The 18,944-nt window shown below is 51.3% G+C and carries 13 protein-coding genes; all 13 read right to left on the bottom strand.

Features of this window, described 5'->3' with window-relative positions:
* Nucleotides 1-259 precede the first annotated feature (259 nt).
* The 13 genes from AC1RVX_RS22720 to dgoD all read right to left on the bottom strand — a co-directional run bounded on the left by AC1RVX_RS22720 (nt 260) and on the right by dgoD (nt 18,512).
* Complete coding sequence (locus AC1RVX_RS22720; protein WP_493218856.1) at nt 260-622, bottom strand: LysR substrate-binding domain-containing protein; 363 nt, start codon at nt 620-622, stop codon at nt 260-262.
* A gap of 112 nt (nt 623-734) precedes the next feature.
* Nucleotides 735-3,089: a beta-galactosidase gene (locus AC1RVX_RS22715; protein ID WP_493218855.1), complete on the bottom strand. Its 2,355-nt coding sequence runs from the start codon at nt 3,087-3,089 to the stop codon at nt 735-737.
* On the bottom strand, nt 3,090-5,861 hold the full coding sequence (locus AC1RVX_RS22710; protein WP_493218854.1) for a TonB-dependent receptor: 2,772 nt from the start codon (nt 5,859-5,861) through the stop codon (nt 3,090-3,092).
* Nucleotides 5,862-6,315: 454 nt separating this feature from the next.
* Nucleotides 6,316-7,263 carry a LysR substrate-binding domain-containing protein gene (locus AC1RVX_RS22705; protein WP_493218853.1) on the bottom strand — a complete coding sequence of 316 codons (948 nt, stop codon included), beginning with the start codon at nt 7,261-7,263 and terminating at the stop codon, nt 6,316-6,318.
* A gap of 24 nt (nt 7,264-7,287) precedes the next feature.
* Nucleotides 7,288-8,061, bottom strand: coding sequence for an SDR family oxidoreductase (locus AC1RVX_RS22700; protein WP_493218852.1), 774 nt, complete (start codon nt 8,059-8,061; stop codon nt 7,288-7,290).
* A 188-nt stretch (nt 8,062-8,249) separates the two neighbouring features.
* Nucleotides 8,250-9,269, bottom strand: coding sequence for an L-arabinose ABC transporter permease AraH (gene araH / locus AC1RVX_RS22695; RefSeq protein WP_493218851.1), 1,020 nt, complete (start codon nt 9,267-9,269; stop codon nt 8,250-8,252).
* A gap of 40 nt (nt 9,270-9,309) precedes the next feature.
* Complete coding sequence (araG, locus tag AC1RVX_RS22690; RefSeq protein ID WP_493218850.1) at nt 9,310-10,818, bottom strand: L-arabinose ABC transporter ATP-binding protein AraG; 1,509 nt, start codon at nt 10,816-10,818, stop codon at nt 9,310-9,312.
* A gap of 13 nt (nt 10,819-10,831) precedes the next feature.
* Nucleotides 10,832-11,833 (bottom strand): arabinose ABC transporter substrate-binding protein, encoded by a 1,002-nt coding sequence (locus tag AC1RVX_RS22685; RefSeq protein WP_493218889.1) that lies wholly within the window; start codon nt 11,831-11,833, stop codon nt 10,832-10,834.
* 11 nt (nt 11,834-11,844) lie between these two features.
* The gene (locus AC1RVX_RS22680) at nt 11,845-12,846 is read right to left on the bottom strand and encodes an SMP-30/gluconolactonase/LRE family protein (RefSeq protein WP_493218849.1); all 1,002 of its coding nucleotides are present in this window, start codon (nt 12,844-12,846) and stop codon (nt 11,845-11,847) included.
* Nucleotides 12,847-13,024: 178 nt separating this feature from the next.
* Nucleotides 13,025-15,535 (bottom strand): beta-galactosidase, encoded by a 2,511-nt coding sequence (locus AC1RVX_RS22675; protein WP_493218848.1) that lies wholly within the window; start codon nt 15,533-15,535, stop codon nt 13,025-13,027.
* A gap of 29 nt (nt 15,536-15,564) precedes the next feature.
* On the bottom strand, nt 15,565-16,203 hold the full coding sequence (locus tag AC1RVX_RS22670; RefSeq protein ID WP_493218847.1) for a 2-dehydro-3-deoxy-6-phosphogalactonate aldolase: 639 nt from the start codon (nt 16,201-16,203) through the stop codon (nt 15,565-15,567).
* 66 nt (nt 16,204-16,269) lie between these two features.
* Nucleotides 16,270-17,370, bottom strand: coding sequence for a 2-dehydro-3-deoxygalactonokinase (locus AC1RVX_RS22665; protein WP_493218846.1), 1,101 nt, complete (start codon nt 17,368-17,370; stop codon nt 16,270-16,272).
* On the bottom strand, nt 17,364-18,512 hold the full coding sequence (dgoD, locus tag AC1RVX_RS22660) for a galactonate dehydratase (protein ID WP_493218845.1): 1,149 nt from the start codon (nt 18,510-18,512) through the stop codon (nt 17,364-17,366). The genes AC1RVX_RS22665 and dgoD overlap by 7 nt, the downstream gene beginning before the upstream one ends.
* Between the last annotated feature and the right edge of the window lie 432 nt (nt 18,513-18,944).

Below are 18,944 nucleotides of genomic sequence, written 5' to 3'. Positions count from 1 at the left end.
TTAAAAAAATGGTTAAAATAAAATCTCATTTTGTTTTCCCGACATCAGAAAAACTGTCGGAGTAGGTGAGAAAAAAAGTAAGAAATAAAACGATTCAAACATCGAATGATTTACTTCTTCTTGAATACGTAGCTATGGGAGAGGGGCTGCTTCAGACAGTCATTCTTGTACAGTGATGAAATGCTGTCTCTGTATTTTCACAACGATTATACTGTCCGAACCGGATGGACCTGAACGCAAAGAATAAAGCTACCAGCAATTATTCTGCGCTACGTTTCAACGCAACTTCGCGTAAGGTATCAAGCATGGCCTGAGTACCTGGCGATAGTCTATGTTGTTTTCTGGTGACAATTCCATACGCATCCATGCGCAAACCCAGATCGTATGGCAGCACAGTCAGCAAACCGGAATCCAGATACGGCTGTACCAGGTCTTCAGGTAAAGCGACCACCATATCGCTACCGAGCAATAAGCTGGTGATAACAGGAAGCGCCAATGTCTCAACAGTTTCACTTGGCTGATCCAGTCCGTGGGACAAGAATAGCGCTGTTAAACGATCTCTTAAAATACTACCGCCAGGCGGGAGTATCCACGCTTCGCGGGCTATATCTTGCAGTTGCAAATCCTGCCTATGGCCAAATCAAGTTCGCCAGCACGCAAGTGTTGTACCAGTATTTTACTGACAAGATGCGCAACAAAATACTGCACTTTTTGCTAATGATGATGTGATTTTGTTATTGACTGACCAGTTTGTCAGCGACATACATGCGGTATTGCTTGATACGCCCGGTAACGGTGTCGGGCCCCTGTCGCGGCATGTAGCGCACGCCCGCCACCTCCACCTGCTGACCCAGATCGATGATCAACTGGTGTGGGTGGCCTGCTCCACCGGAAAACGCGGTGTGCCAGTAATCCGACGCTTGTCCGTTGATCGCATTGAGGGCTGAGCCATCCTCTTTCTTCAACTCCTCGCTGCTGACGTAGGCGATGGTCCACGATTGCTGGTTGATAGTCTTGCCATCCTTGCCCAATAGCGAAATCTCGGCGACTGCCGCGTACTGTTTGCCATCGAAGGCACTCAACGACTCCAGGCAGAACTGGCGGCCTTTGACGGGTGCGACGAACAGCACATCCTGGGTCGCTCCCCCAGCGGTAAATTCGCCCGCCTGCGCCAACATGACGCCTTCCAGCGCAGGCTTGACCGTGCTGGGTGGACGCGCCAGGTCCAGCTCCGGGTTGAGCTGATCGAGTATAGGTTCGGTGAGTCCCGCAATGCGGGCACTGCGCGGGCCGGTAAGGTCGAGCACCACGATTTCGTTGCGCCCCTTCCTGATCCATGGACCAGGCAGGTACATGGTCTGCGTCGGTCCAATGCTCCAATAGCGGCCGAGGCAACGACCATTGATCCACACGATGCCCTGTCCCCAACTGGTCATATCAAGGAAGGTATCCGCCTGCCTGCTGACCTCGAAGCCGCCACGCCAGAAGGCGGGGCCTTTGGTGCGTCCACGCTTGAATGACAGAGGCGGCAGCACGCCGTCGGCATCAAAATCGATGGCGCGGATTTCCCAGTTCTCTAACGCCTGCACCGTACTGCCCTTGACCGCGAACGTGACCGGACCATGCAGGCCTTTGCGGTCGTGAACTTCCAGCCCGAAGTTAACCCGCGCAATGGTATACAGCAGAATATCCACCGTCACGGCCTTGCTGCGCGCCGGCACCACAACCGAAAAACGGCGATGGCGTGTATCCAGCGTTCCCACTTGCTTGCCATCGACATACACCCAGGCCAGGTCGCGCACTTTGGCAGCGGCCAGGAGCCCCGCCGGCCCGGCCGGCAACTGCACACGATAGGAAACCAGACCGCGACTGATGTCGTACTGTTCGATCGGCGCTGGCGATATAGCCTTGATCGTTCTCGCCGGCAGATTGGCCAGTACAGGTGCCGACTCGGTCAGCATAAACGCGTCGATGCTCATGACCGGAAGGCGCGCTGGTGGTTCGGGCAGCACTTCGTTCGATGCCAGGAAAGGACGCATGCCTTCACGGTAGGCGTTGAACTTGGCACCAGTCCATCCGGCTTCGCTGATCGGCGCGTCGTAGTCGTAGCTGGTGGTGTCCGGCCGGAAGGGACGGTCGCAGCCGCCCCACAGGCCAAAGGTGGTACCACCGTGCGCCATGTAAAGACTGAACGAGCCATTCGCCTTGAGCATGGCCTGGATGTCGACAACGGCGGACATATTGTCCCCCCGGCGGTGAGGATTGCCCCACGTGTCAAACCAGCCCGAGTAATATTCGCCGCACATCAGCGGCGCTTCCTGAACTGCGGCGAGTGCCTTGAATCCACCCGCCGGGTCACTACCGAAATTGGCCACCGAGAGCATACCGGTCAGATGGGTCTTGGCAACCGCGTTGGTGGGATTGCACTGGAATAGTGGCACGTCAAAACCGGCATCGAGCAGCGTTTGGCGCAGCACACGCATATAGTCCAGATCTTCACCGAAGAAGCCGTACTCGTTCTCCACCTGAACCATCAGGATAGGTCCCCCCTTAGTCACCTGCATCGACCCAAGCACACGACCGACTTCACGCAGGTAGCGCCGCGCCGGATCAACAAACGCTGGATCGCGCGTACGCAGGAAATTGTCGCCAGGATGCTTCTTGAGTAACCACCACGGCAGGCCGCCCATCTCCCATTCAGCACAGGCGTAAGGACCGGGACGCAGGATCACCCACAACCCTTCCTGTTGCGCCAAACGGCAGAACTCCACTGCGTCGCGCTGCTCGCTCCAGTCAAATTTTCCTTCCCTCCATTCGTGATAATTCCAGAACAGGTAGGCGCACACCGTGTTCAGGCCCATCGCCTTGATGGCTTTCAGGCGATGGCGCCAATACTCGCGCGGCACGCGCGCGAAGTGCATTTCGCCGCAACGGATTTGAAACGGTTTGCCGTCGATGAGAAAATCGCGGGCACCGATAGCAAAGCGTGGCACGGCCTGAGCACCGGCATGGATCGGCAGCAAGATGTCGCTGGCAACGGCAGCGGCACCTTGCAGCAAGCGACGGCGAGGCAGATTCGCGCGCATCATTTAGAACGCCATCCGCAGGCCAATGTTGACACGGCGTCCGACATCTTCCAAGGTAAGGAACTGCGACTCGTTGTTAGCATATTCCTGCATCTTAGAGTTAGTCAGGTTAATGAAGTCTGCGTAGATGGCCATCTTCGGCGTCAGGTTGTAACGTAAGCTGGCGTCAGTCTGACCATAAGCCGCACGGTTACGCGGCAAGGTGCTACCGCCACCACAATCAACAGAGAAACGGTTGCGCCAGTTATAACTCATCCGCGCCTGGAGTTTGTCATTTTCGTAGAAAACCGAGCCGTTATAGGATTGCCGCGACAAACCAGGATAGCCGCAAGTCGGCACACTGCTATCACTACTGGTATCGCGGGTCGCGCTCGCATCCACATAGGTATAGTTGGCGGTCACGCCGAATCCCTTCAGCCAGGAGATGCCATTGTCGAAGGCATACTGGCCAGCCAGTTCCGCACCCTTGATCTTGCCCTTTTGCCCGTTACGAACGCGCGTGTCGTGAACCACTTCATCATACTGAGGAATTTTTATATCCACCATCCTGGTCTCCAGGAAGTTGGAAACATCCTTGAGGAACACGGCTACACTGACGTAATTGGTCTTCGACATATACCATTCGTACGACAGATCGAAGTTCTTCGACTGCATAGGTTTCAGATAGGGATTGCCGCCACCGGTTTGCACATCACCAAAACGCCCTCCGTAAGAATTGTTCACACCCATCTGGTTCAAGGTCGGACGGGTCTCAGTCTTGGACACACCCAAGCGCAGCAGCATGTCGGCAGTCAGGTCAAATTTCAGATTGGCAGATGGCAAGAAGCTGTTGTAGCTGTTGCTGACGGTGTTCGTGCTGGCTGGCCCCCAGTTCAGTATATAGGTCGTGTCGTTGGGGCTTTTCACCGCCGACAATAAGATGCGGCTAATGCCAGTCGAAGCCGAGTTCACGTGCACCACACGCATGCCAGCATCCGCCGACCACCCCGCTCCCTCCCATTTGGAGTCCAGGAAGAAGCTAGATACTTTCTCCTTGACACCCCACATATCCGGTTTGGTATAGTCGATTGCCATCGGACCATTCGGATATTTGGTTTTATCCAGATACAGCGCCGGATCATTAGATTGTGCCAGCAGCGAAGGCTGGTTCAAGTAATTCATGTAGGCATACGGATCGAAGCGGAGATAGGCGCCCGGAATCTGTGCTCCATTGCCCATGAAGTTGTCCATCGGCGTTACAGTAAACAAGGACGATGGCAAAGCAACGTGATATCCACTGAAGGCGTTCCAGGCATCGTTGTTCCACTGCGTCCGTTCCACATCGCGCTGCGAGTAGCCCATACCAGAATCGATTCCCTTGAAGTAGCCAATCTCATGATTCCAGGATAAATTGAACCGTCCTTCCTGCAAGTCGTCGAGATTGCGGATATCGCCATACGATACGGCATGAGCACGCACCATGGTTGGATCAGCGATGCCATCGCCGAACACCAGACCAGGGGTGCTACCGAAAGTCAGTACATCGCCATTCCTGGGTACCATCCCGGCCACAATCCACATATTCGGAGATTTGGAGGTAGTGCGGGAGCTGGAAATGTCGCCTTCCAGTTTCAACTCGGGCGCCAGCGCCCATTTCGAGTTCAGGCCAAACGCCTGCGTGGTGGACAGGCGATCCCCACCTTTGACGATCATGTCGTTGGAATTGGCCTCGCCCAGTAGCTGGCCGCTACCGGCCAGCGCCGGGTTATTTGCGTAGAAGATCGAGCCAGGCCTGAGGAAGCTGGTGACTTGGTTGTTGGTGTCGTACTTGACGCCGAGCTGCACGGGATTATTCCAATCGCTGAACGCGATCACGTCATTCTTTTGGTCGAGACGCGAATACAGGGCGTCGGCAGTCAGCTTCCAGGTTGGGGATGGATTGTATTGCACCGTCAGATTGGCAACCAGTCGCTTGCGGCTTTCATTCTCCTGCTGAAAGCCATAACTTTGCGGCATGTAGAGCTTTTTGGTGGTCACATCAGCCATCGTCAACCCTTTGGAGTTGAGATCGCCGTTGATCATGGAAACATCACGGTAGTTCCAGGCGTCCGTGATGGCCTTGTTTTGCTTGGACGCGCGGTCGGTGTAGGAAAGCGAGCCGGTCACGCCAAAGGTCCGGTCGTCATTGGCAAACGAATACATGCCGCTGATATTGGGTGTATTCTTTTTAGAGTTCGAATCGTAGGAGTCCGAGACATTGACCACCGAGCTGTAACCCAGTTTGCCCGACAACGGCCGCGCTGTCTGGATATCCACTGTCGAACCGATACCCCCCTCTGGCAGAAAGGGCTGCGACGTCTTGTAGACCAGCGCTTTCGAAATCAAGTCGGAGGACAGCAGGTCGAAGGAGAATTCACGGCCACCGGTGTCACTGGTCATGGTACGGCCATTGACCAGCACATTGTTGAACTCAGGCCCCAGGCCGCGCACAGAGATGTAACGGCCTTCGCCGTTGTTGCGTTGAATTTGCACACCGGTGACGCGCTGCAGGGACTCAGCAATATTCGTATCCGGGAATTTGCCGGCATCCTCAGCTGATACTGCGTCAACCACCCCATCTTGCAAACGTTTGGTCGTCAAGGAAGAGCTGAGGGACGCGCGAATACCACTCACCGTAACTTGCTGTACTTCGTTTGTAGCCGGCGCTGTCGCCTTTTCTTGGGCAAATGCGTTCGCGCTTATTGCTGGCATCACAAACAAAGCATGAATAAGCCAGCTGATTTTCTTTTGTTTCATTTTGTCTCCAGTATTTTCTTGTAAAACACTGCCAGAACAGCGACAGGACGTAGCTCTATCTACCTTTAGAGCTGCTTATCATCTTAGTAATTGAAATAAATGCATTCCAATAACTTATTTCGCGAACACTATGCGAATTTCATATAGCTAATTTGACGGCAGCATATTCTTCAGAAACAGTATTCCTGCCACTGTTGAAAAAATGATTGAAATTAAATGTCACTTTGGTGTTCCGAGATCGGAAAAACTGTCGGAGTAGATGAAGAAAAAAGTAAGAAATAAAACGATTCAAACATCGAATGATTTACTTCTTCTTGAATACGTAGCTATGGGAGGGGGGGTGCTTCAGACAGTCATTCTTGTACAGTGACGAAATGCTGTCTCTGTATTTTCACAACGATTATAAGTGCCCGAACCGGATGGATCTGAACGCAAAGAATAAAGCTACCAGCAATTATTCTGCGCTACGTTTCAACGCAACTTCGCGTAAAGTATCAAGCATGGCCTGAGCACCTGGCGATAGTCTATGTTGTTTTCTGGTGACAATTCCGTACGCATCCATGCGCAAACCCAGATCGTATGGCAGCACAGTCAGCAAACCGGAATCCAGATACGGCTGTACCAGGTCTTCAGGTAAAGCGACCACCATATCACTACCGAGCAATAAGCTGGTGATAACAGGAAGCGCCAATGTCTCAACAGTTTCACTTGGCTGATCCAGTCCGTGGGACAAGAATAGCGCCGTTAAACGATCTCTTAAAATACTGCCGCCAGGCGGGAGTATCCACGCTTCGCGGGCTATATCTTCCAGTTGTAAATCCTGTCGCTTCGCCAGCGGATGACCACTGCGCGCTATCAGGCTGTGCGGTTCATCAGTCAGGGGTTCAAAATTCAGTTCCGCTGCAGATTCTGTATCAAGAATTCTGCCTATGACCAAATCAAGTTCGCCAGCACGCAAGCGCTGTACCAATATTTTGCTGGTATCCACCTGGATTGCCACGTGCAGACGCGCATGACGTGATTTGAGTAAAGTAACGGTCTCAGGAATCAAATTGGTTGATGGTGTCATCACCGCACCGATCGAGACGCGACCACTCAATCCCGATAACAATTCCATGACCTCTTGGTGCGCCGCATCCATTTCTGCCAATGCCGCACCTGCACGCCTGATCATGATCTCGCCATACCATGTTGGCGCAATGCCACGCGGAAGGCGTTCAAATAATTGCACCCCAAGTGCGTATTCCAACTCCGTCAGTAATTTGGACGCTGCGGGTTGTGTCAGGTGGGCAGATTCAGCCGCGTGAAAAATAGAGCCATGACGCCCCAACTCAACCAACAAAACCAGATGACGTGTTTTTAGGTGAGTTCGAACAAAACGATCAGGGCTGGAAGCGCTCATGGCATCAACAGGAAACTGGTAGAGTTACTCATGATAAAGCTGCGAGCGACCACCATCTATCAAGATGTCAGTCGCATTAATGAAACGCGCCTCATCACTGGCGAGAAATACGGCAGTATACGCGACTTCTTCCGGCTGACCTATCCTCTTGCAAGGCAAAAGATTGGCCTGATGTCGTTGTTCCGCCTCAGGATCAGGGCAACTGGCAAACCAGTTCTGTATAGCTTCTGTCATGATCAGCCCGGGTGAAATCGAATTCACCCTTATTCCACGTGCTGCATACTCTATCCCCAGCGAACGGGTCAGTCCTATCAGGGCATGCTTGGCAACCGGATAAGGAAAACATCCTGGAATAATCTTGTGTCCGTGTACAGATGCAATATTAACAATGCTGCCTGCGCCCTGCTCCAGCATGGATGGCAAAACAGCACGTGTTGCATTCCACGCACCTTCCAGGTCTACGGCGAAGCAGCGTTGCCATTGCTCCGCTGTCATTTGCAAAGGATCTGCAAACACATTCATGCCAGCATTATTGACCAGCACGTCCACTTTTCCGAAACGCGTAATTGCTTGCGCCACCAGCCCACTCATGGCAACAGCATCAGAAACATCAGCCTGAATGAAAAGGACATGTTCTTTTCCCAGTTCGGCCTTAATGCGCGTCGCAGCTTCGTCGTGATGGTGGCTGTTGAGCACCACTTTTGCACCCTGTAGAACAAAAAGACGGGCAATTGCAGCGCCAATGCCGAGTGTAGAACCGGTCACAATCGCAACTTTACCTTGCAGCCTGTTTGTCATAACGTTCTTTCATATAAACCAACACATAGCTTTTATCCGTATTGAATTTCAACTCCGGAAAAAGTATTTGATGCGGACGTCTTGTCCTGAATAAAACTTTGCCATTTCTGACAAATAATTGAATGCGTGCGCCAAAAATTTTTCAGCTTTCTGCGCACGCCTTATCGTTTGATCGAGGAACGACTTATTTAACTGCGCGTACCACGGTTTTTTAATTGATCGAGCAAAACAGCGGCCAGCAAAATGAACCCGCGCATCAGATACTGGTAAAAGGCATCGACATCCATCAGGTTCATGACGTTTTCAACCGTACCCATGATCAGCACACCAATCAGGACACCAAAAATACGTGCTTTGCCACCTTGCAAAGAAACCCCACCCAAAACGCAGGCTGAAATAACGTCAAGTTCAAAACCTTGAGCAGAATTAGGCTGGCCACTGGTGATACGCGACGCCAGGATCAAACCTGCGATGGCAGTTACCAGTCCCTGCAACAAGAAAATCCAGACACGCAAACGTTCTACCTTGATACCTGCCAGTCGCGCTGCATCCGGGTTTCCACCAATTGCCAATGTATTGCGGCCAAAGACAGTATGATTTAGTAAAATCCCAAACACGATAAAACAGATAGCAACCACTAAAACTGGATATGGCAAACCAAACAGGCGGCCATCACCAAAGCTGATGAAGTTTTCATTTGCAATACCAACTGCCTGTCCTTTTGAAACAATAAACGCCAGACCACGTACCATCAGCATGGTTGCCAGTGTTGCGATCAAAGCATTCACCCGCATGTAAGCGATCAAAATACCGTTGCCAGCACCAATCAATGCACCAGCCAACAGACCGCCGCCAATGGCCAGCGTGACGCTTTGGGTATGCTCTAAAATAATCGCCCCCAGCACGCCGGAAAACGCAATGGTCGACCCAACCGAAAGATCAAAATCACGTGATGCCAGGCACATCATCATGGTGCATGCCACCATACCGATTTGTGCAACGGACAGCATCAGGCCAACAATGTTGGCTGTCGAGAAAAAATTCTCTACAGTGAAGGCCAACAACACAAACAATATGGCATACCCGATAGACATGCTTTGATCTACCAGCCAACGTTTTCTGCGCGCGCTGGCACTATCGCTGGCATGATTGTTTTGCACTGCTGCTGTTGCGCTGTCTTCAGCAGGTGTAGAACTGAGGGAAGTCATGGAATATTCCTGTAAAATTTAATTTGATTACCTGATTTGATCACTTGTCTGGCAGTGCCAGATTGAGTACCGCTGCCTCGTTTGCCTGCGCGCGTTCAAGCTGCCCGCTGATACGCCCTTCGCGCATGACGATGACACGGTCAGACACACCTAACACTTCGGGTAACTCACTCGATACAACGATGACGCAACATCCGCGTTCTGCAACTTCATGGATGATGCGATAGATTTCATTTTTTGCCCCAACGTCGATTCCCCGTGTCGGTTCATCCAGTATGAGTACCTTCAAATGCGGCTCGGCCAGCCAGCGTGCCAGAATCACTTTTTGCTGATTACCACCAGACAGCAAGCGAATTTCCTGATCGCGGTTCGGCGTCTTTATTTTCAGGCGTTTTATAAACTGATCTGCCAGTTCTGCTTCACGCTTGTGGCGCAAAAATAATCCGCCAAGCAAATCATGACGGCGGCAACTGATATTGATATTCTCCGATACCGATGCCTGTGCCAGAATGCCCTGTTCTTTACGGTCTTCCGGGCACAACACAATGCCAGCATCAATCGCTGCTGATGGTCCCTTGTCAGAAACAGCAACACCATCCAGGGTTACTGACGCACCATCGGTACGCTTGTCAACGCCATACAGCAAGCGCATTAATTCACTACGCCCTGCACCAACCAGACCAAAGAAACCAAGTACTTCGCCACCACGAACACTGAAATCCTGTGGTTCCGTCAGCGATGCGCCTTTCAATCCTTTTACCACCAGGCGATCATCACTCAGGGGACGGGTACGATAATCATAAATATCACTTAACTCACGCCCCACCATATCCTTGATCAATACATCACGCGGCACTTCGCTCATCACCGAATGTGTCACAATTTTGCGACCATCGCGGAAAATTGTGCAGGCGTCACACAAGGCATACAACTCTTCAAGCCGGTGTGAAATATAAATAATCGTGCGGCCCGCTACCCTGAGATCATGAATCAGGCGGAAAAGAATTTCACTTTCGCGGTGAGACAGGCTGCTGGTTGGTTCGTCGAATGCAATCACCTGTGCATCCTGCAGCAATGCCTTGCAAATCTCTACCATCTGGCGCTGGGCTATCGACAGATCGCACAATTTGGCTTCCGGGTCCAGGTCGACTCCCATCTGGCCCAGGCGCTGTTTTACCAGACGGCTGGCTTCGGCTTTATTCACAAAACCGAGGCGCTGCGGTAAACGACCAAGCAGCAGATTTTCTGCAACAGTCAGTTCTGGCACGTACTGCAATTCCTGATGAATCACGGCAATACCGGCAGCGATGGCGTCGCCTGCCGAAGTGAAATGGCGTTCCCGTCCATCAACAACCAGATGACCACCATCAGGACGATATTGCCCGCCCAGTATTTTTAACAACGTGGATTTGCCAGCACCGTTCTCGCCCAATAAACCATGCACAGTACCAGCATGCGCGTCAAAACTGACGCCATTGAGCGCTTTTACACCCGGGAAAAACTTGGATACATTGTCAAATTGCAGATACGCTGACTTTGGGGATGACATAGCAGATACCATCTCACAGTCCGAAATCAGCACGCACGGCAGCCTGATTCTGGCGCGTCATCAACACGCCGCTCGTGTATGTCACTGCTGCTGGCACTTTGTTTTCTGTAATCCACTTATACAAATTCATGGTTGTTTCATAACCGTGGCGCTTAGGGCTGATCAGGACACTGCCATAAAAAGCGGTTGGGTTAGGCTTGGCAAATTCATTGAGTGCTGCCTTGCTGCCGCCAATGCCGATACCAATCACAGCGTCACTGCGCAATCCACGGCCTTCGGCTGCACGTACTGTTCCCAGCACTGCTTCATCATTCAAGCCAAAGACCACCCAATGCTTGAACTTGGTTTGTTTTGTGAAGGCAATATTAGCGGCGTTAAAGGCACTTTCAGTATCCGTTTTTGCCTGTGCCGCATCGATGACATTGGCAGCCGGCAGACCCGCCGCCTTGAGTGCATCTGCTGCACCCTGTGTACGTTGTTGCGCAGTCGGTAATTGATCAAATGCCAGACGCATTGCGCCGACCTCTGACAGCACCCAGCCACGCGCCTTGATTTCATTCAACAGGCCTTGCCCAACCTGCTTGCCAATGTCATATCCAGAGATACCCATGTGTGGAATTGAACTGATCGCTTTGCCACTACCATCAATAAGCTGATCATCAACTGAGATCACTTTCAGGTTATTCCGTTTGGCGGCACGTTCTACAGCAGCGCCAAGTTTGACATCTGGTGCGCAAATCACAAAGCCCTGTGCTTTTTGTGCAGCAAGATTATCAATCGCTGCCATCATTTTTTCGCCATTGGGTACACCAATCTTGACCAGGGTAAAACCCTTGTCGTGAGCAGCCTGTTCTGCATAGTGCCATTCGTCCTGAAACCACGGTTCTTCTGCCTGCTTGACCAGAAATCCAATTTTTATCGGATCAGCAGCAAATACCGCTGAACTCGCAGCAAGGGTGCAAAAAGCGGCGGTCAATGTGCCGCCAATCAAGCGGGACCAGATAGTTCTTACCATGTTTGTTTTCATCATTGTCTCTTATTTGTTTTTGGGGAAAATTTTTCAATCGCTTCGACATCACTATCGTCAAAAAGCGTGTCAGGCACACCAATTGATTCATCCATTTGCAGGGAAAATAAACTACCCGCTTCCGGCATGCGTGTCAGTTCTTCCATACTCATTTCCTGACGGGAGCTGCTTACCATCAGTTGATCACCATTGGCACCGCCAAATGCGGGGCAAGTAGGGTTTTTGACAGGAATGGCAATACGCTTGAGCACTTTCCCATCCGGGGAATATTGCACCACGCTGGCGGCACCCCATTGTGCATTCCATAAACATCCGTTCTTGTCGATCACAGAACCATCAGGATAGGCGCTGGCATCATCCAGTTCTGCAAACAGACGCACATTGCCGACCTTTGCCGTCTCTGCATCGTAATCACATTGCTGTATTTTACGGGTCAGTGTATCTGTAAAATACATGGTTTTGCCATCAATGCTAAAGCAAATACTGTTGGCAATTGCCACCGCTGGCAGTGCCAGCCTGCGCAATCCATATTGTGTAGAAAATTGATAAAAGCTACCGATAGGACGTTTTTCTGGCGCTTCGTTCAAGGTCCCAAATACGAAAAATCCACGCCGGTCAGTACGCCCATCATTGATGCGGGTACGTGCTTCAACTGGATCAACCGCAACCAGGGGTTGCACAGCCAATTGCTGTGCGGGCATGCCATTTCCAACCGGCATTTCAGGCACATTCGCAAAACAGAGGCGTTTTGCCAGCCCCAATAACAAGCGCCCGGAACGACAATGTGCAAAAGAACCCACGCGATCAGGCAGGCGATAGGTGATTATTTTTTTATTCGAAGCGCTCCAGGCATGCAAAGTCGCTGCTTCAATATCAGTCCACCACCAGGCAGCATGTACCGCATTCCAGCCAAGACATTCACCCAGCGTGGCGTTTTGCGCTACGGCCTGCTGCATCATTATTGCAGTTGGCTCTGGTTTAACAAGTGTGTTGACGAGCATAGATGATCCAATAACAATTCAACAACATTTCAATAGCAATCCTGAAAACTCGTGTCTGGCTTAATCAAGCTACACCGATACAGAAGTAAACGCTAAGTTATCAATCATGGCTATTCCGGACAAATACAATTTTTATGCCGATCTATATCAATTTTATATAGATCGGCATTCCATCCGTTTACTTCGTGCTCAAGCGCAACTGATAGACGGGAATAACACGCAAATTCCGCAAGCTGGCGACTTGCACTTGTCCATCAAACTGAGGGCGATGCTCTTTCGGCAAATAAATGGGTGCGTCAGAACGTAATGGAAGCACGTTCAGCGTCAAGCCCTGATCGAGAGATGCACCAACTGACTTCAAGTTGATTTGCCATTTTTGACCGTTGTAATACCAGTCATCCAGCATGCGGGTACCAGCAAACAATCGCCCAATGTCGCCCACAAAGTCGATTTCCAGCAAGGCATCATCCATGCCTTTCAACTGTGCTTTGGGGGCTGAAATCTGCCATGTCGCAGCATGACTGAAGTTTTCAGGAATTGGCTGCATGGCTGCTTTGGCCAAGCCACCTATCATTACAGCAGGTATTTTTCGTGCTGCCCTGATCTGCTTGGCGCTGATATCGACATTCAATTTTGGAAAATGCGCCTCAAATACCTGAAACACTCCGTCATTCGCTGCAGCTGTCAGCGTCTGATTGGCGGCAGGTTTGCTGGCAAGTGCCGGGTAAATCGCCACCCTGAAATTTTCTTGCCCAGCTGATCGCAATTGCAAATTGCCTGAATCGAAATAGGCGTCTTGTTCACTCATGACCAGGCGGCGCTGACCACCCATATCGCCAATACTCAATTGCTGTATCTGCTCTGGTGTCAGTACCAAAATCGTCACTGGCTTGGCCCCTGGACGATTGATCGTCAGTGTTGACGATGTTCCTGGAGCGATCTTATCGAAAACAGCGCGACTACCTTGCTTGCTCAACGTGGCAGATGGGGCGTTGACATACTGTGCCACATCAGCATTAAACGCCAGTTCTACAGGTATCCCTTTGGCTGCAGAAAACACATAGAGCACGCCATCTTTGCCGTTATCCAGACGGGCTACTGGCTGCGCTGTTGCATAGTGCAGCAACGTGCCGTCAAGATCAAAATTAATTGGCCAGATGAAATAACTGCCATCAGCAACATCAACCGCCTGCTGCGGAAAGACCAGTGTTTCATGCGGCAATTTGACAGAAAACTGCAAGCCGGACTGCAAGGGCATTGCATATTGGCGCACATGGTTGTTCACGAACAAGAACGCGCTGTCACCCTTGCTTCTTACCGAGAGACGCGGGGTAGTTAATTCCTGCGCTGATGCAGGTACCAGTTCTGGCTTACGCACGGTCATCGGTGCCAGACGGCTACCAAAATCATGCAAGAAATAATGGAATGGCCGCAAGCGTGTCAATACAGGACGTTGCTGGCCATCAGGCCCCAGCGGCGCATTAAAGTCATAAGTAATCTTTGGTGTATCGTTGTAGCCGCCACTCAGCGTACTTTCTTCCATTGATGGCTGGCTGACAGGGTTACGGCCACCGTGATACATGTAATATCCCATCAGGTTCACGCCAGAACCTAACTGCACCGGCAGCATGGATGCAATATCGTCTGGTGACACCAGGGTACGGCGACGATACATGGCTGGCAAGCCTGCACCATATTCGGCACCCAAGAAGGGGGTTAAGGCGATATCAGTTTCTGCGGTGCCCGGTGCTGTGGCCGCTGTCTGGGCCCCCAGATCACCACTGACACGGCTATCAAAACGGAACGCGTAAGTTTCCTTGGGCGGCAATTCTTTGGTGCTGACACCCCAGGGTTCATCCGGGTAACCGCCAAATACCGGCGTTACTTCACCTGACGGATAAACAGTGCCATCCCAGCCAGTGACGGTATATAAAGGAACATCCATTCCTGCTTTCAGCGCCAGGCGTTTAAGCGCCAGGATATGCCCTTCCCCCTCACCCGGCCCACGCAAATTGTATTCATTTTCTAACTGGATGCCGATGACAGGGCCACCGTTTTTCCACAACTGCCCTTGCAATTGCTGCCCGACCTGGGCATACAGACGTTCAACAAAATGCATGTATTGCGGATCATCGCCACGCGTTGGCATGGCATCGACTACCCAGTCTGGTATGCCGCCAAAGCGTGCCTCTGCATGCGCCCAGGGGCCAACACGGACCACAACATTCAAACCAACTTTGCCGCACAACTGAATGAAGTGCCGCAAGTCGCGGTTACCCTTCCAGTTGAACTGGCCTTCATGCTCTTCATGGTGATTCCAGATCACATAGCTGGAGACGATATCAATCCCGGACGACTTCATCTTGCGCAGCTCTGCTTCCCAACTGGCCGCGGGGCTGCGTGAATAATGAAACTCGCCCATCACCGGCAACCATGGCTGTCCGTTACGTGTCAGGTACTGGCTATTTGCGCCCAATTTTTCGCCTTTCGGCGACAGTGCCGTACCCATTTTCAAATGACCGGATACTGGGTCAGGTGTTAAGGCGCTCGCATCTATTGCTAATAAATTAGCCGCCTGCCCCTGTGAACATGCCACCCACAGCGACAATAAGGCAATCGCTATTTTTGTACGCTTGCCAGTTTCAGAAGATGCCTTGTTGATACCGTTTTGTCTCGTATTATTGTGCATTGCCACTTCCTTGTTATTGCCGTCGGTACTTAAGATATTGCTGCGAGTGCACTGACAAATTTGCCAGCCCGCAGACCTACGGCTGCAGCATCCAGGCCCGGCGTGTACAAGGCTGAGCCCAAACCAAAACCGGCAACACCCGCCTTTAAATAATCATGCATATTGTCTGGAGTAATGCCGCCTACAGGTAACAATCGCAACGAAGGTGGTAACACGGCACGCATGGCACGAACAATCTGCGGCGTGATCAATTCGGCAGGGAATAGTTTTACCGCATCAGCACCGGCATGTACTGCTGCAAACGCCTCTGTCAGCGTGCATACGCCTGGTACACAAACAAGACCTTCTTGTTTGGCGGCACTGATGACAGCAGTATCTGCATGCGGCATCACAATCAGTTGACCACCCGCATCACGCACCCGGCGTACTGCATCAGTGCTGAGTACCGTGCCGGCACCTATCAGCGCATCAGTTGGCAAACAGCGACTGAGAATCGCTATTGATTCCAGTGCTGACGGTGAATTCAGCGGCACTTCGATGATGCGAAATCCCTCTGCATACAGTGCCGTCGCGATGCCTTCGATTTCGGTTGGACGAATGCCGCGTAAAATAGCGATCAAGGGTAATTTTGCAAATGCCTGATCAAAAACTGCGGACGTATTTATCATTGATTACTTCCAATTATTAAGAATGAAGAATGGGTCTGACACACTTTCTGGCACACTGTCCAGCAATTATGCCGACACCAGGCCCGAAGCAAGTGCCAGGCTCCACAAGCCTGCCGGTGCTGTATTTGGCAACACGGCAGTAACGTCGATATCAAAGCGTTGCAAGGCAAGGGCATAACGCTGACAAAGTAATTGTTCACCCACCAGTATCAACGGTGCTTTTGCGAGGCCAGCATTTGTGCGCCACGCCAAACCGGCAACCAGCTCATGTCCAATCAATAGACCTGACAAATAATCAGCCAGACCGGTATCAGGAATATCGCCCATCAATCCTAATGTGCGCACACTGAAAAGTTGATGTCCCAATCCGGCATGAGGCGAATTGCGTGCTGCATCTACGCCCGCAAAAAAACTGGCCTGGTCCGGTGTCGGGTGTTGTGTATCAGCTTTTGCACCATCGGCTTTCGTGCCATCGGCTTTCGTGCCATCGGCTTGCGGCATCAGGCGTCCCAGCACGGAATGCTGTCGCAAAACGGCAAACAACTCACCTGTCATATGCGTAGCAAAGGCGCATACCTGATCATCCAGGATATGTGCCCACTTCGAATGTGTTCCTGGCATGACGATGCAGCATTGGCGTGACCATTCTGGCTGCGACAACAAGGCACCGATAATCTGTGTTTCTTCCCCACGCATAACGTCTGGCGCGACATTTTCTGTGCGATACAGCAAACCCGGCACGATCGCCAGACGTGTCACCGAAGAATCTGCTTGCTTGACAGCATCATTCACAGCAATGGACTTGCCAGCTATTTGACTCGCATTGGCCGGGCATGGCACGTACGGGACTTCTTGCCAGCCATGCTTGCTGCCCACCATGCCACAGGCAAGCACCGGAACGGCTGGCCAGCTTGAAAACCAGTCCGCCGCCAGGTCGTTCAAAATTCCGGCATAAGTCTTTTGCGAATTTTGCATGACCGTGATGCCGTGTGGGGCATCACGACTGGTCAATACAACGCCGTTGGCACCGATCAGAAATATCCGCAGTCCACTGCTGCCCCAGTCAATACCTATCAGGCGCACATCAGTTGACGAAGCAACAGATCCCTTGTCACTGGAAGCCGGATTGCTGCCTGGACTGTTGGCCGGGATGTTGACGCTTACCATTCCGCAACGCTTCCATCAGGATGACGCCACAAAGGATTACGCCAATCCGGCGCATTACGACTTGCTTCAATCACACGTTCCTCATCAATTTCCACGCCCAGGCCAGGTTTCGGCAAGGCGTTGATATAACCGTCAGTAATACGCAAGTCTTCGCGGTTGATCACGTAATCCAGCAGTTCTGCATCCTTGTTGTAATGAATCCCCATGCTTTGCTCTTGCAAAACGGCGTTATGAGAAACAAAGTCGATATGCAGGCAAGCTGCCAGGGCAATCGGCCCCAATGGGCAATGTGGTGCCAAGGCGATGTCGTAGGCTTCTGCCATTGCCGCAATTTTGTAGCATTCAGAAATACCGCCAGCATGCGACAGGTCTGGCTGCACAATCGCAATCCCACCTTGTTCAAACACGCGCTTGAATTCAAAGCGTGAATACATACGCTCACCCGCAGCCAGTGGAATAGAAGTGCTTTCTGCCAGGCGTGGATAGTATTCTGCCTGCTCGGCCAATACCGGCTCCTCCACAAACAATGGACGATATGGCTCAAGCGCACGCAATAAAACCTTGGCCATTGGTGCCGCCACCCGACCATGAAAATCAATACCAAATTCGATCTGGCTACCGAATGCTTCACGTATTTCTGCAATCCGGCCCACGGCGGCATCAACTGCCGCTGCGCTGTCAATCATGCCAAACTCTTCCGTACCATTCATTTTAAAGGTATCAAATCCGGCTTCACGCAGACGGCGTATGTCAGCAATCACATCGGCCGGACGGTCACCGCCCACCCAGCTATAGGTTTTCATGCGGTCACGCACCAGACCGCCAAGCAGTTGATAAACTGGCACGCCCAGCACTTTACCTTTGATGTCCCACAAGGCCTGGTCGATACCGGCCATGGCACTCATCAAAATCGCACCACCACGATAAAAACTGCCACGGTACATGACTTGCCACAAATCATTGATGCGGGCCGGGTCCTGGCCGATCAGGAATGGGGCAAATTCCTGGACTGCCGTTTCAACAGTACGGGCACGCCCTTCAATAACAGGCTCGCCCCAGCCAACTACCCCTTCATCGGTCTCAATCTTCAGCAACATCCACCGTGGAGGCAGTCGATACGTAGTCAATTTTGTGATTTTCATGACGAAATGGCTTAGTAAGTAAAGTCATGAGTGTATGGCGGCAGTTCTGATAAGAAATATGAATTAACTACGACGAAGTATATGAATTTGGAATATCAATGCCGCGTATACGCATTTTTTAAGTTTTGACATCATTAGGACTTACGCAAATTATTACTTGTCATAAAAAGATGATGCGTTTTACACAAGTAATTTTAATGAATGAAAACATTCAATAGAAACTTCTCCGGGAAAAATGCCAAGGCACTCCATGCAAATACAATATATGCATGGCATTATCAGGCAGCTAATTATTAAACATACGTAACACTTTACTTAAAAAAAACCACCAAATGCGTACCAATCAGTCCTAGAATCAAACCATATACAAATGCAGATAGTCGCAGCGATCGAGGTCTTGTCACAATCAATTTTTACAATACTTGTTCCTCA

Source organism: Undibacterium sp. GW821-FHT11B02 (assembly GCF_058808955.1).
This window is presented reverse-complemented; position numbering and strand designations above follow the sequence as displayed.

What these genes read in the sequence shown, in the direction of transcription:
- AC1RVX_RS22705 (WP_493218853.1), bottom strand. Translation starts at nt 7,263, where the DNA reads ATGAGCGCTTCCAGCCCTGATCGTTTTGTTCGAACTCACCTAAAAACA.
- AC1RVX_RS22685 (WP_493218889.1), bottom strand. Translation starts at nt 11,833, where the DNA reads ATGGTAAGAACTATCTGGTCCCGCTTGATTGGCGGCACATTGACCGCC.
- AC1RVX_RS22710 (WP_493218854.1), bottom strand. Translation starts at nt 5,861, where the DNA reads ATGAAACAAAAGAAAATCAGCTGGCTTATTCATGCTTTGTTTGTGATG.
- AC1RVX_RS22680 (WP_493218849.1), bottom strand. Translation starts at nt 12,846, where the DNA reads ATGCTCGTCAACACACTTGTTAAACCAGAGCCAACTGCAATAATGATG.
- AC1RVX_RS22665 (WP_493218846.1), bottom strand. Translation starts at nt 17,370, where the DNA reads ATGGTAAGCGTCAACATCCCGGCCAACAGTCCAGGCAGCAATCCGGCT.
- araH (WP_493218851.1), bottom strand. Translation starts at nt 9,269, where the DNA reads ATGACTTCCCTCAGTTCTACACCTGCTGAAGACAGCGCAACAGCAGCA.
- AC1RVX_RS22715 (WP_493218855.1), bottom strand. Translation starts at nt 3,089, where the DNA reads ATGATGCGCGCGAATCTGCCTCGCCGTCGCTTGCTGCAAGGTGCCGCT.
- araG (WP_493218850.1), bottom strand. Translation starts at nt 10,818, where the DNA reads ATGTCATCCCCAAAGTCAGCGTATCTGCAATTTGACAATGTATCCAAG.
- AC1RVX_RS22675 (WP_493218848.1), bottom strand. Translation starts at nt 15,535, where the DNA reads ATGCACAATAATACGAGACAAAACGGTATCAACAAGGCATCTTCTGAA.
- dgoD (WP_493218845.1), bottom strand. Translation starts at nt 18,512, where the DNA reads ATGAAAATCACAAAATTGACTACGTATCGACTGCCTCCACGGTGGATG.
- AC1RVX_RS22700 (WP_493218852.1), bottom strand. Translation starts at nt 8,061, where the DNA reads ATGACAAACAGGCTGCAAGGTAAAGTTGCGATTGTGACCGGTTCTACA.
- AC1RVX_RS22670 (WP_493218847.1), bottom strand. Translation starts at nt 16,203, where the DNA reads ATGATAAATACGTCCGCAGTTTTTGATCAGGCATTTGCAAAATTACCC.